This is a genomic window from Cupriavidus sp. GA3-3 (genome assembly GCF_000389805.1).
Taxonomy (GTDB): Bacteria; Pseudomonadota; Gammaproteobacteria; order Burkholderiales; family Burkholderiaceae; genus Cupriavidus; species Cupriavidus necator_D.
In genome coordinates this window covers 106,954-120,158 of record NZ_KB944502.1, presented here as the reverse complement: position 1 = coordinate 120,158, position 13,205 = coordinate 106,954, and the positions used below count along the sequence as shown (strand labels likewise).

Annotated in this window: 12 protein-coding genes; 5 read left to right on the top strand and 7 right to left on the bottom strand. The window is 68.0% G+C overall.

Annotated features, from left to right (window positions below; translation table 11 throughout):
- Window positions 1–7 precede the first annotated feature (7 nt).
- Genes C265_RS26025 through C265_RS26010 form a run of 4 tightly spaced genes read right to left on the bottom strand, consistent with a single transcriptional unit; the run spans window position 8 to window position 3,805 of the window.
- Window positions 8–1,171, bottom strand: a complete 1,164-nt coding sequence (locus C265_RS26025) for an ABC transporter permease (protein ID WP_010814421.1) — start codon at window positions 1,169–1,171, stop codon at window positions 8–10.
- Entirely contained in the window at window positions 1,168–2,136 is a 969-nt protein-coding gene (locus C265_RS26020; RefSeq protein WP_010814422.1) for an ABC transporter ATP-binding protein, read from the bottom strand. The genes C265_RS26025 and C265_RS26020 overlap by 4 nt, the downstream gene beginning before the upstream one ends.
- Window positions 2,133–3,113: an HlyD family secretion protein gene (locus tag C265_RS26015; RefSeq protein WP_010814423.1), complete on the bottom strand. Its 981-nt coding sequence runs from the start codon at window positions 3,111–3,113 to the stop codon at window positions 2,133–2,135. The genes C265_RS26020 and C265_RS26015 overlap by 4 nt, the downstream gene beginning before the upstream one ends.
- A complete protein-coding gene (locus C265_RS26010) occupies window positions 3,110–3,805 on the bottom strand; it encodes a TetR/AcrR family transcriptional regulator (protein WP_010814424.1) in 696 nt (231 codons plus the stop codon). The genes C265_RS26015 and C265_RS26010 overlap by 4 nt, the downstream gene beginning before the upstream one ends.
- A gap of 183 nt (window positions 3,806–3,988) precedes the next feature.
- On the opposite strand from C265_RS26010, the gene C265_RS26005 reads away from it, so the two are divergent.
- A complete protein-coding gene (locus C265_RS26005) occupies window positions 3,989–5,359 on the top strand; it encodes a carbohydrate porin (RefSeq protein ID WP_099045629.1) in 1,371 nt (456 codons plus the stop codon).
- Window positions 5,360–5,374: 15 nt separating this feature from the next.
- Here C265_RS26005 and queF read toward each other — a convergent pair whose 3' ends face one another.
- Together queF and ilvA are read right to left on the bottom strand one after the other, a co-directional pair.
- Window positions 5,375–6,208 (bottom strand): NADPH-dependent 7-cyano-7-deazaguanine reductase QueF, encoded by an 834-nt coding sequence (queF, locus tag C265_RS26000; protein ID WP_010814426.1) that lies wholly within the window; start codon window positions 6,206–6,208, stop codon window positions 5,375–5,377.
- Between the two features lie 17 nt (window positions 6,209–6,225).
- On the bottom strand, window positions 6,226–7,764 hold the full coding sequence (ilvA, locus tag C265_RS25995) for a threonine ammonia-lyase, biosynthetic (RefSeq protein WP_010814427.1): 1,539 nt from the start codon (window positions 7,762–7,764) through the stop codon (window positions 6,226–6,228).
- A 312-nt stretch (window positions 7,765–8,076) separates the two neighbouring features.
- On the opposite strand from ilvA, the gene otsB reads away from it, so the two are divergent.
- The 4 genes from otsB to C265_RS25975 are packed head-to-tail and all read left to right on the top strand — an operon-like array spanning window position 8,077 to window position 12,579.
- Window positions 8,077–8,880, top strand: a complete 804-nt coding sequence (otsB, locus tag C265_RS25990; RefSeq protein ID WP_010814428.1) for a trehalose-phosphatase — start codon at window positions 8,077–8,079, stop codon at window positions 8,878–8,880.
- A gap of 13 nt (window positions 8,881–8,893) precedes the next feature.
- A complete protein-coding gene (locus tag C265_RS25985; RefSeq protein ID WP_010814429.1) occupies window positions 8,894–10,759 on the top strand; it encodes a glycoside hydrolase family 15 protein in 1,866 nt (621 codons plus the stop codon).
- A 48-nt stretch (window positions 10,760–10,807) separates the two neighbouring features.
- Complete coding sequence (otsA, locus tag C265_RS25980) at window positions 10,808–12,199, top strand: alpha,alpha-trehalose-phosphate synthase (UDP-forming) (protein ID WP_010814430.1); 1,392 nt, start codon at window positions 10,808–10,810, stop codon at window positions 12,197–12,199.
- A gap of 35 nt (window positions 12,200–12,234) precedes the next feature.
- Window positions 12,235–12,579, top strand: a complete 345-nt coding sequence (locus tag C265_RS25975) for a 4a-hydroxytetrahydrobiopterin dehydratase (protein ID WP_010814431.1) — start codon at window positions 12,235–12,237, stop codon at window positions 12,577–12,579.
- A 12-nt stretch (window positions 12,580–12,591) separates the two neighbouring features.
- On the opposite strand, the gene C265_RS25970 is transcribed toward C265_RS25975, so the two are convergent.
- Window positions 12,592–13,197 (bottom strand): NTP transferase domain-containing protein, encoded by a 606-nt coding sequence (locus C265_RS25970; RefSeq protein ID WP_010814432.1) that lies wholly within the window; start codon window positions 13,195–13,197, stop codon window positions 12,592–12,594.
- Window positions 13,198–13,205 lie beyond the last annotated feature (8 nt).

Below are 13,205 nucleotides of genomic sequence, written 5' to 3'. Positions count from 1 at the left end.
AACCCCTTCAGTCCAGCGTGCGGCGGTAGAAGCGCACCGCAATTGCCATCACCACCACGATGAACAGCGCCATCGGCCACACATTGGGCCATAGCTCGACCCAGCCGTTGCCCTTGAGCAGGATGCCGCGCACCATGCGGTGGAAATACGTCATCGGCAGGATGTTGCCGATGGCCTGCGCCCAGCCCGGCATGCCGGCGAACGGGAACATGAAGCCGGACAGCAGGATGTTGGGCAGGAAGTAGAAGAACGTCAGCTGCATCGCCTGCAGCTGGTTCTGCGCCAGCGACGACAGCGTGATGCCCACCGTCAGGTTGGCCGCGATAAACAGCAGCGCCGCCAGGTACACCGCCAGCACCGAGCCGACGAACGGCACGCTGAAGATCCAGCGCGCGGCCAGCAGCACGATGGTCGCCTGGATCAGGCCGATGAAGATATAGGGCACGATCTTGCCGGTCATCACCTCGAGCGGCCGCACCGGCGTGGCCAGCAGGTTCTCCATGGTGCCGCGCTCGCGTTCGCGCGTCATGGCCAGGCCGGTCATCATCACCATGGTCATCGTCAGGATCACGCCCATCAGGCCGGGAATGATGTTGTATTGCGTGATGCCTTCCGGGTTGTAGAGCCGCTGCACCTGCACGTCGAAGGGCGGCTTGCCGCCGGCCAGCGGCGCCAGCGATCCCTTCAGGTCATGCGTGGCCACGCGGTAGGGCAGCTGCGGTAGCGCGGCGATGGCCTGGCCGGTGGCGGAGGGATCGGTGGCATCGGCCTCGACCAGCAGCGCGGGCCGTTCGCCGCGCAGCAGACGGCGCGTGAAGTCGGGCGGGATGGTCAGCACGAACTGCACCTCGCCCTTCATCAGCGCCTCGCGCCCGGCCTGTTCGTCCGGCAGCGTGCCGACCAGCTTGAAATACGTCGATTGCTCCATGCTGGCGATGAAGGAACGCGTGAATTCGCTCTGGTCGGCGGCAATCACCGCGGTCGGCAGGTGGCGCGGATCGGTGTTGATGGCAAAGCCGAACAGCAGCAGCTGCATGATCGGCAGCCCGATGATCATGCCGAAGGTGACGCGGTCGCGCCGCAGCTGCAGGAATTCCTTGAGCACGATGCTCCACCAGCGTTGCAACGAGAAGCGCTGTTGCGCGGCCGGGTTGCGGGCGGCGGCTGTCATGACGCCTCCCTGGCCTTGCGGGCTGCCATATTGTCTTCGGCCCCGCTCATCATGTGGATGAACACGTCTTCCAGGCTGGTCTGGGTCTGCTCGACGCGCCGGCCGGGTCCGGCCAGCCGCGCAAGCGTATCGGCCAGCGCCTGCGCATCGCGCCCGGTCACATGCAGCGCGGTGCCGAAGGCCACGGTCTGCTCCACGCCCGGCGCACCCTGCAGCTGCTCGGACAGCGCGGCGAGGTCGTCGCCTTCCACGCTCCAGGTCGACAGCTTCTGGCTGGCCACCACTTCATCGGCGGTGCCCTGCGCCAGCAGCTTGCCGTAGGCGATATAGGCCAGCTTGTGACAGCGCTCGGCCTCGTCCATGTAGTGCGTGCTGACCAGCACCGAGATGCCGCGCGCGGCCAGCTGGTGCAGCTGCTCCCAGAAGTCGCGCCGAGCCTTGGGGTCCACGCCCGCGGTGGGTTCGTCGAGCAGCAGCAGCTCGGGCTCGTGCAGCAGGCACGCCGCCAGCGCCAGCCGCTGCTTCCAGCCGCCAGACAGCGCGCCGGCCAGCTGCGCCGAGCGCGTGGCCAGGCCCAGGTCTTCCAGCGCGCGGTCGACCGCCTCGCGCCGGTTCGGCATGCCGTAAACGCGCGCCACGAAGTCCAGGTTCTCGCGGATCGACAGGTCGTCCCAGTAAGAGAACTTCTGCGTCATGTAGCCGACGCGGCGCTTGATCTCGTCGGACTCGCTGCGGATGTCGTAGCCCAGGCAGGTGCCCGCGCCGGAATCGGGTGTCAGCAGCCCGCACATCATGCGGATCGAGGTGGTCTTGCCGCTGCCGTTGGGGCCGAGGAAGCCGAAGATCTCGCCGCGCGCGACCTGCATGCTGAGGTCGTTGACCACGTGCTTGTCGCCGAAGTGCTTGTTCAGGCCGCGCACGTCGATGGCGAGTGCGGCCGCGCCGCCGTTCGCTCTGGTGTTCATTGCCGCACCACCTCGACGGGCTGGCCCGGCCGCAGCTTGGGCGCATCGGCCGCCGCCGGGCGCGCTTCGACCAGGAACACCAGCTTGCGCCGCGTCTCGTTGCTGTAGATCACCGGCGGCGTGTATTCGGCCTCGTTGGCGACGTAGCTGATGGTGGCCGCCACCGGCGCGGCGCAGCCGTCGCAGCGCACCTGCACCGCCTGGCCGTTGCGCAGCGCGCCCACCACCGTCTCCGGCACATAGAAGCGCACCTTGACGTTGCCCGGCGGCAGCATGCGCACCACGGGGCTGCCCGCCGGCACCCACTCGCCGAGGCGGTAGGGCGTGTCGTAGACCAGCCCCGCCTGGGTCGTGGCCACGGTCTTGCGCGACAGCTTCCACTCGGCCTGCGCCAGCGCCGCGCGCGCGGCCGCCACCTGCGCGGCCTGCGCGGCTTGCTGCGCATCCCGGCCCGGCAGCCGGGCCACGTCGATATCGCGCTGCAGTTCGCGCACGCGGGCGGCGTCGCTGCTGGCCTGTGCGCGCGATTCGTCCAGCTGCGCCTGCGCGATGCCGCCGATCTCATACTGGCGCTGGTCGCGCCGCAAGGCCGCGGCACTGCGCTGCGCCTGGGCCTGTGCCTGCGCCAGCTGGGCGCGGCTGACCTCGACTTCGACCGGGCGCTTGCCGGTCTTCATGTCTTGCAGCTGTGCCTCGGCTGCGCGCAGCTGGTCTTCGGCCTGCTGGCGCGCGGCGCGCTCGTCGTCGGATTCGAGTGCAAACAGCGCGGCGCCCTGGCCGACCTGCTGGCCGCGCTGCACCGACAGCGTGTCGAGGCGCCCGGCGAACGGCGAGGCCACGCTGACGAATTCGCCTTCGACATAGCCTTGCCAGGTGTCGGCGCGTTCACGGCTGCAAGCGGCGAGCAGCAGCACCGCCGCCAGCGTGGCAAGCGCCGCTGCCGGCAGTTGCGGGCGGGTGGGGTGGGCGTGCTTCATGATGACTCCGGAGAAAGCCTGGACTTGCCGGCATCGGGCGCCGGTGCCAGCCCGTGCGTCAGCAGCGCGGATACGTGGCGCACCAGGGTGTCGGTATCGACCGCTTCGCCGCCGGGCAGCCGGCGCCAGATATGGGTGGTGGCCAGCGGCAGCAGCGTCAGGCCGATCAGCGACGGCATCACCAGTGCCGGCTCCAGGCCGCTATTGAGTTGCCCGCGCGCGATCGCGGCCGCCAGCGGCGCGCTCAGTGCACCGGCGCGCTGCAGCGCGAAGCGGTCCAGCACGCGCTCGCGCAGGGCGCCTTCGGCGCTGGCGACTTCGCGGATCCACAGCCCGGGGAACCAGGGCGTGGCGGCCGCGGTGCGGATCAGCTGGCCGGCTATGCCGATCAGCATGGCCATCGGCTCGGCATCGCCGGCGGCAGCGAAGACGCCGGCCACCAGCGGCTGCAGCTTTTCCTCGACCACGGCGTCCAGCAGCAATTCGCGGTCGCTGAAGTAGTAATGGACCAGCGCCGGCGTCACGCCGGCCTGGGTGGCAATCGCCTTGACCGGGGTGCCGGCCACGCCCTGGCGCGAGAACAGCTCGGTGGCCGCATCGAGGATGCGTTCGCGCTGGCCGGGCTGGCCGGCCGCAGGGCGACCGGGGCTGCGGCGGGCGGAGGGTTTCGGTTTGGCGGGTGGGCGCGGCATGGGCAAACGGATGCAAGCGGTCTCCAGTGAATATTAATTTTTGCGTTAATTAATTCAAGGGCGGTTACAACGTCGGCCTTCCGGCACACCCTTTGGCAGGTAGACATGTCATGGGTGCTTGGCTATGCTGCGGGCGCCGGAGCGCGCCGCCTCCGGCACATCCCTTGCCGATCGCCTCTGCCGATGCCGTTTCCGCCACTTGCCAGCGCTCCCGTTCGTATCCGTTTTCGTCGTGTGCTGGCAGCGCTGGCCTGTTGTGCGTGCCTGCCAGCGATGGCGCAGCAAGCGGAGCCGGTGCAAGGCCCGGCTGAAGCGGAGAGCCCGTTTGCCTTTCACGGCCAGAGCACCTACATCTGGCAGCGCAAGCCAGCATTCGGCGCGGCCTACTCCGGCCCCAACAGCCTGGGTACCGAACGGGCCAAGAGCTACTCGTTCAGTGCGACGCTGGATCTGGGACTGAAGCTGTGGCCGGGCGCGGAGTTCCACTTCAATCCGGAAGCCACGCAAGGCGTGCCGTTTTCCGGCCTGCACGGCCTGGGCGGCTTGTCCAACGGAGAACTGGGCAAGGCCGCCAGCACCAACCCGGTGTTCTACCGGGCGCGCGCGTTCGTGCGGCAGACCTGGGGCCTGGGCGGCGGCGGCGAAGCGCTGGAAGCGGATTTCAACCAGTTTGGGCGCACCGTCGATCAGCAGCGCGTGGTGCTGACAGCGGGCAACTTCAGCGTGCTGGATGTCTTCGACCAGAACGAGTTCGGCTCGGACCCGCGCACGCAATTCATGAACTGGTCGTTCATGACGCATGGCGCCTTCGACTATCCGGCCGATGCGCGCGGCTATAGCTGGGGCCTGTCGCTGGAATACATCGGCGACGGCTGGTCGGCGCGCATCGGGCGCTTCCTGCAGCCGCTGGAATCCAACGGGCTGCGGCTCGACACCCGCATGTTCGAGCACTACGGCGACATCATCGAAGTGGAGAAGCGCTACCAGCTGGCTGGCCGGCCCGGCACCGCGCGGCTGCTGTGGTTCCGCAACAAGGCGCGCATGGGCGCGTTCAGCGATGCCATCGGCTTCGGCATGGCCAACAACACCACCCCGGACGTCGCCGACGTGCGCCGCGAGCACGCCAAGAGCGGCGTGGGCGTGACACTGCTGCAGCAGGTCACCGATTCACTGGGGATGTTCGCGCGCGCCAGCCTGTCCGACGACAAGACCGAGACCTACGCCTTCACGGAAATCGGCCGCCAGGTGTCGGCCGGCGGCGTGCTGAATGGCGATGCGTGGGGACGTGCGCGCGATGCGCTGGGCGTGGCGGTGGCGATCAACATGCTGGGCCCAAACCACCGCAACTACCTGGCCGCGGGCGGGCAGGGCGCGTTCCTGGGCGACGGTGCGCTGCACTACGGGCCCGAGCAGATCCTGGAGATCTACTACAGCTTCCAGCCGGTGAAGTACCTGAGCATCAGCCCGGACTTCCAGTACGTGCGCAACCCCGGCTACAACCGCGACCGCGGGCCGGCGAAGTTCTACGGGGTGCGCCTGCACGGGGAGTTCTGATCCTCCCCGCCTGCCTCATTGCCGCGCGTTGCGCTTGTTATCCGGCCACGCCGTATTGAAGTTGGTGCGGAACGGGTTGATATCGAGCCCGCCGCGGCGCGTGTAGCGCGCATACACCGCCAGCTTGACCGGCTTGCACTCGCGCATCACGTCCATGAAGATCCGCTCCACGCACTGCTCGTGGAACTCGTTGTGGTTGCGGAACGAGATCAGGTACTTGAGCAACCCTTCCTGGTTGATCGGCGCACCCACGTAGCGGATCTGCACGCTGCCCCAGTCCGGCTGGCCGGTGACCAGGCAGTTGGACTTCAGCAAATGCGACACCAGCGTTTCCTCCACCGGCGATTCTTGCTGGTCGGCAGAGAGCAGCTCGGGCGCGGGCTCATAGCGGTCCACCTCGATGTCGAGCCGGTCCAGCAGCAGGCCATCGAGCTCGCCCATCTTCTGCTTGCCCAGGTCCGCTTCAGTCACCAGCCGCACCTGCACGGTGCCGCCGGTGGCTTCGGACAGGTCGTGGTGCAGCAGCTGCTGCAGCGCCTCGGGTGAAGCAATCCTGGTCTGGTTGAACGAGTTCAGGTACAGCTTGAACGACTTGGACTCGATGATATTGGGCGTGTCCGACGGGATGATGAAGCTGGCCAGCGCCACCTGCGGCTTGCCCTTCAGGTTCAGCCACGACAGCTCGTACGCATTCCAGATATCGACGCCGAAGAATGGCACCGGCTTGCCTTCGGGCAGGCCGATCTCGGTGCGCTTGGGCTGGCGCGGGATCGGGAACAGCAGCGAGGCGTCGTATTCGGTCTTGTAGGCCGAGGGCTTGCCCAGCGGCGAATGTTCAGGGAGGCTCATGGGGCGCTCAGCAGGTGTCAGGACAGGAACAGCTTGTACACCGGGTTGTCGGTCTCGTCCCAGTGTACGTAACCCAGCGTCGAAAGGAAGGCGCGGAAGGCGCGCTTCTCGTTCTTCGGCACCTGGATGCCGACGAGGATGTTGGAGGTATCCGCGCCCTGGTTGCGGTAGTGGAACAGGCTGATATTCCAGTTCGGGCTCATGCTGGACAGGAACCGCATCAGCGCGCCCGGCCGCTCGGGGAACTCGAAGCGGTACAGCAGCTCGTCATGCGCCAGCGCCGAGCGCCCGCCCACCATGTAGCGGATATGCTGCTTGGCCAGCTCGTCGTTGGACAGGTCCAGCGTGTCGAAGCCGTGCTTGCGGAAGCTGGCCGCGATCTTGTCATTCTCGGCGCGGCTGGCGATCTGCACGCCAACGAAGATATGCGCCATGCTGGTATCCGCGATGCGGTAGTTGAACTCGGTCACGCTGCGCGTGCCCACCAGCTCGCAGAAGCGCTTGAAACTGCCGCGCTCTTCCGGGATGGTCACGGCGAACACGGCTTCGCGCGCCTCGCCCACCTCGGCGCGCTCGGCGACAAAGCGCAGGCGGTCGAAGTTCATGTTGGCGCCGCAGGCGATCGCCACCAGGTGCTGGCCCTTGAGCTTCTCGCGCTCGGCATAGGCCTTCAGGCCTGCCACGGCCAGCGCGCCGGCCGGCTCCAGGATGCTGCGGGTGTCCTGGAACACGTCCTTCAGGCCCGCGCAGATGGCGTCGGTATCCACCAGGATGATGTCGTCGACCAGCTCGCGCGTGATGCGGAAGGTCTCCTTGCCGACCAGCTTGACCGCAGTGCCGTCCGAGAACAGCCCCACTTCCTTCAGCTCGACGCGCTTGCCGGCGTCGACCGAGCGCTTCATCGCGTCAGAGTCCACCGTCTGCACGCCGATCACCTTGATCTCGGGGCGCACCGCCTTGATGTACGAGGCGATGCCAGAGATCAGCCCGCCGCCGCCGATGGCGACGAACACGGCATGGATCGGGCCCGGGTGCTGGCGCAGGATCTCCATGGCGATGGTGCCCTGGCCGGCGATGACCTCGGGATCGTCGAACGGATGGATGAAGGTCAGCTTGTGCTTCTTCTCCAGCTCCGCGGCGTGGTTGTAGGCGTCGCTGTAGGACTCGCCGTGCAGCACGATTTCCACCCACTGGCCGCCGCGTTCGCGCACGGCGTCGATCTTCACCTGCGGCGTGGTGACCGGCATGGCGATGATGGCCTTGCACTGCAGGCGCGCCGCGGACAGCGCCACGCCCTGCGCGTGGTTGCCGGCCGAGGCGGCGATCACGCCGCGCCTGAGCTCTTCCGGCGTCAGCGAGGCCATCTTGTTGTATGCGCCGCGCAGCTTGAAGGAGAAGACCGGCTGGGTGTCCTCGCGCTTGAACCAGACCGAATTGCCGGTGCGCGCCGACAATTGGTGCGCGTAGGTCAGTTCGGTCTCCTGCGCCACGTCGTAGACCTTGGCGGTCAGGATCTTCTTCAGGTAATCGGGTCGGGCGGCGGACGTGCGGGTCATGGTCTCGGGGCGGGCCGTGGGGCGGCGCAAAAAAAGGCGGAAATTCTGGCGGAAACCGTCAATGATAAAGGATGGCGGCGACTTCCACCCGGCCCGGGCGACGCTCCCGCCGCCCGCGACGGGCGGCCCGGGCCGCGCGGAGGTCACTCTTCGTGTGGATGACGATGCACTCATGCGGGCAAGGCGAGCCAGGGCGCAGCGGGGGCCGCAGACGCTTGGCCCTGGACTTGCGTCGAGGCCAGGTTGCGTGCGCGCCATGTAGGACGGCGTCCGGTGGACGCCGGTCAAAACGACGTGTTACGGTGTAACGCGATGCCACAACTACCGCTAATCGAATCCAATACCGCCCTGTTTCTCGACTTCGACGGCACCCTGGCCGACCTGGCCCCGCGCCCGGAACTGGTGCAGGTCGAACCCGAACTGGTCGGCACGCTGCACACGCTGTTCCAGCGTCTGGACGGCGCGCTGGCCGTCATCTCCGGGCGGCCGATCTCTGAACTCGACCACTTCCTGCAGCCGCTGCGGCTGCCGGCGGCCGGCGTGCATGGTGCTGAATTCCGCACCGACGGCGGCATGGTGTCCAAGACTTCCGCCGCCCCCGGCCTGGAACTGCTGATCCCCCACCTGGAAGCGCTGGTGCGCGCCTATCCCGCGCTGCGGCTGGAGCGCAAGTCCGTCGCCGTCGCCATCCACTACCGCCAGGCGCCTGAACTTGCCGGCGTGGTCGATGCCGCGGTCACCGAGGTGCTGCGCCATGCCGTCGGACTGGAAGCGCTGCCCGGCAAGATGGTGGTCGAGATCAAGCCGGCCGGCGTCGACAAGGGCGACGCCATTGCCGCATTCATGAAATCCGCGCCGTTCGCCGAGCGCATGCCACTTTTTGCCGGCGACGACCTGACCGACGAGCCGGGCTTTGCCGCCGTGCGCAAGCTCGGCGGGCTGGGCGTGCTGGTGGGCCAGCGCGAGACCGTGGCCAGCGTCACCGTGCCCGGGCCGGCCGCGCTGCGCAGCTGGCTGCACCGATCGGCCCGCGCGCTGGAAGGCGCCGGCGGCCACCCGCGCGCCGTGCCGAATGAGGCCGAGCCAGGCCCGGCCCGGCGCACAACGACATCCTGAGGGAGGTATCGCTGTGACCAATCCGAGCAGCCCGAGCGAACCGGGCCAGCCGCCGACCGAAGGCGTGCACAAGACCGTGGACGGCGGCAGCCGCTTTGCCAATCCGTCGTTGTCGCTTGGCATGATCGGCAACTGCGCCATCTCTGCGCTGGTGGACTGCCGCGCGCGCATTGTCTGGTCGTGCCTGCCGCGCTTCGATGGCGACCCGGTGTTCAACGCCCTGCTGGACCCGAGCGAGAACGCCGGCCATTTCTCGATCGAGATCGAGGACTTCCAGTCGTCGCGGCAATGGTACGAGCCCAATACCGCGGTGCTGCGCACGCGGCTGACGGACATCCACGGCAACTGCCTGGAGATCACCGACTTTGCGCCGCGCTTCTTCCGGCTGGGGCGCTATTTCCGCCCGACCACGCTGGTCCGGCGCATCCGCCCGGTGCGCGGCGCGCCGCGCGTGCGCGTGGTGGTGGCGCCGCGCTTCGAATGGGGCCGCAAGGCGCCGCAGACGACGCGCGGCAGCAGCCATGTGCGCTATATCGGCGACGACATGACCCTGCGCATGACCACCGACGCGCCGATGGCGTATGTGCTGTCGCATACGCCGTTCCTGGTCACGCGCGGGTACAACTTCATCCTCGGCCCGGACGAGACCCTCGCGCACGGCGTGGAAGAAACCGCGCGCGACTTCGAGCAGGAGACCACCGCCTACTGGCGCCTGTGGAGCCGCCGCCTGGCGGTGCCGCGCGAATGGCAGGACGCGGTGATCCGCGCGGCCATCACGCTGAAGATGTCGCTGTTCGAAGAGACCGGCGCCATTGTCGCGGCGATGACCACCAGCATCCCCGAGGCGCCGGGCAGCGGCCGCAACTGGGACTACCGCTTCTGCTGGCTGCGAGACGCCTTCTTCGTGGTGCGCGCGCTCAACAGCCTGTCCGAGGTCGGCACCATGGAGGATTACCTGCGCTGGCTGTCCAACGTGGTGATGCAGTCGCAGGACGGACATATCCAGCCGCTGTACGGCATCGGCCTGGAGCGCGAGCTGCCTGAAAGCATGCTCGACCATCTGCCCGGCTACCGCGGCATGGGCCCGGTGCGCGTGGGCAACCAGGCGCAGGAGCACTTCCAGCACGATGTCTACGGCAACGTGGTGCTGGGCGCGGCCCAGGCCTTCCATGATCACCGGCTGCTGCACCGCGGCGGCCCCGCTGAATTCCGCCGGCTGGAAGAGGTCGGCGAACAGGCAGTGAAAGTGTTCGGCACGCCCGATGCCGGCATGTGGGAGCTGCGCACGCGGGCGCGCGTGCATACGTCGTCGGCGCTGATGAGCTGGGCCGCCTGCGACCGCCTGGCCAAGGTTGCCGACAAGCTCCAGCTGCAGGCGCGTGCCGCCTACTGGCACGACCATGCCGAGCGCATGAAGGAGCGCATTCTGGCCGAATCCTGGAGCGAGGAGCGCCAGGCCTTTGCCGAGAGCTTCGGCGGGCGCGAGCTGGATGCCAGCGTGCTGCTGATGGCCGAAGTCAATTTCATCGAGCCGCGCGATCCGCGCTTCATCGCCACCGTCAAGGCGCTGGAGGCATCGCTGTGCGACGGGCCCTATATGCGCCGCTACGAGGCGCCCGACGATTTCGGCAAGCCCGAGACCGCGTTCAACATCTGCACGTTCTGGCGCATCGATGCCCTTGCGCGCATCGGCCGGCGCGAGGAAGCGCGCGAGATTTTCGAGTCGATGCTGGCCTCGCGCAATCCGCTGGGGCTGCTGTCCGAGGATACCCATCCGGTGACCGGCGAGATGTGGGGCAATTTCCCGCAGACGTATTCGATGGTCGGGCTGATCAATGGCGCGATGCGGCTGTCGGCGCCGTGGGACACGGTGATCTGAACCGCCTGCGCGCACGGCAACCAGAACAGAGGACTCCAAGAACAACATATGCCAAGACTTGTAGCGGTATCCAACCGGGTCGCCGATCCCCGCAACGTGGCGGCGGGCGGCCTCGCCGTGGCGCTATCCGAAGCCCTGCGCCAGACCGGCGGCATGTGGTTCGGGTGGAGCGGCAAGGCGCTGGAAACCGCCCAGGGCGGCACGCCCGGTGAAGGCGACCTGCATCTGCAGCAGGCCGGCAACGTGACGCTGGCCACCGTCGACCTGAGCCGCGAGGACCACGACGCCTATTACCTGGGCTACAGCAACGGCGTGCTGTGGCCGGTATTCCACTACCGGCTGGACCTTGCGGACTTCGACTCCAATTTCCTGAACGGATACCGGCGCGTGAACCAGCTGTTCGCGCGCAAGCTGGCGCCGCTGCTGCAGCCCGACGACATCATCTGGATCCATGACTACCACCTGATCCCGCTGGCGTCAGAGTTGCGCGCGATTGGCTGCGGGCAGAAGATCGGCTTCTTCCTGCATGTACCGCTGCCGCCGCCGCTGATCCTGGCCGCCATCCCGCAGCACGAGTGGCTGATGCGCGCACTGTTTGCCTACGACCTGCTCGGCTTCCAGAGCCATGCGGATGTCGAGCACTTCTCGCGCTATGTGCAGGCCGAAGCGCAGGCCGAGCCGATGGGCGAGCACCGCTACCGCGCCTTCCACCGCACGGTGCGGGCGCAGGCCTTCCCGATCGGCATCGACGTCGACGAGTTCATGGAGCTGGGCCGCGGCGCGGACGCGCAGGAAACCTACGAGATGATGTGCGCGCAGTACGCGCGCCGCCGGCTGCTGCTTGGCATCGACCGGCTCGACTATTCCAAGGGCCTGCCGCAGCGGCTCAAGGCGTTCTACCGGCTGCTGGCCGAGTACCCAGAGAACCGCTCGAGCGCAACGCTGGTGCAGATCGCCGCGCCCTCGCGCGAGTCGGTCGATGCCTACGTCGACCTGCGCCGCGAGATGGAACAGCTGAGCGGCTCCATCAATGGCGAGTTCGGTGAGCTGGACTGGATGCCGGTGCGCTATATCCACCGCACCACCGCGCGCAAGCGGCTGCCCGGCCTGTGCCGCGCCAGCCGCGTGGCGCTGGTGACGCCGCTGCGCGACGGCATGAACCTGGTGGCCAAGGAGTTCATCGCTGCGCAGGACCCCGAGGACCCGGGGGTGCTGGTGCTGTCGCGCTTTGCCGGCGCCGCCGAGCAACTGCGCGAGGCGCTGCTGGTCAATCCGTACGACACGCGCGCCACCGCGCAGGCGATCCAGCAGGCGCTGCACATGCCGCTGGCCGAGCGCCAGCAGCGGCATCAGAAATTGCTGGAGCGCATCCGCGCGCAGGATGTGCACTGGTGGAGCAGCGAGTTCCTGCGCGCACTGACTGAGACCGAAGGGGCCTGAGGCGCGGGCTGTTCTTCCGGTCGGGGAGCATGACCATGAGCGAAGACCTGGCAGCGCAATCGTGCACGCCTTGCCGTGGCGGCGTGCCGCCGCTGACGCCGGCTGAAGCCGAGATGCTATTGCAGCAGGCGCCGGGATGGGAGCTGGTCGATAGCGCGACGCGGATCGAACGGCGTTTCACCTTCGGCAATTTCGCGCAGGCGCTGGCGTTCGTGAACGGCGTCGGGCAACTGGCCGAGACGCAGGGGCATCATCCCGAGATCAGCTTTGGCTGGGGGCATGCCACGGTGTCGTGGCGGACCAAGAAGATCAAGGGCTTGCACCGGAATGATTTCATCATGGCGGTGAAGACGAGCGAGCTGGCGGAGGGGATCGGGTGAGGTTGGTGGGGGTCACTTCAGATCCCCGGGCGTATCAATATCCCGAAACGCCCCTTCATCCTCGGTCAGGATCCGCGTCACAGGCTTGTCCTTCAGCAACGCCCGCGCGCCCTCATCCCCATCCAGCTTCAGCAATTCCTCGCGCCAGGCTGCGCCAAAACCCACCGGATGCCCACGTTGCCCGTTGCGCCAAGGGGCGGCGATGGTGTCCGGCGCGGTGATCGTCAATGCCACCGCCCGGATCAGTTCCATCGGCAGCCAGGGCATGTCCGCCAGCGCCACCACCCAGCCGCGCGCTTCGGGCGTGGCGGCCACGGCAGCACGCAGGGCAGCGCCCATGCCGGCTTCGGCGTCGGGCGACTCCAGCACGCGGCAGCCGCCGCGGCGCAGTTCCTCCGCCAGTGCCGGGTTGCCCGGACGAATGACGGCGATCGATTCCGGCAGCGCCGCGGCCAGCGTGCGGGCGCTGCGCCAGGCCACGGAGCGGCCGCCGGGCAGCACCTCCAGCAGCTTGTTGCGTTTGCCGGCGGCGTCGAAGCGGCGGCCGTAGCCTGCGGCCAGCAGGATGCCGGTGGGCAGGTCGGTGCGGAGCAGGGGAGCGTTGGGGGCGGCAGTCATGGCGGCAC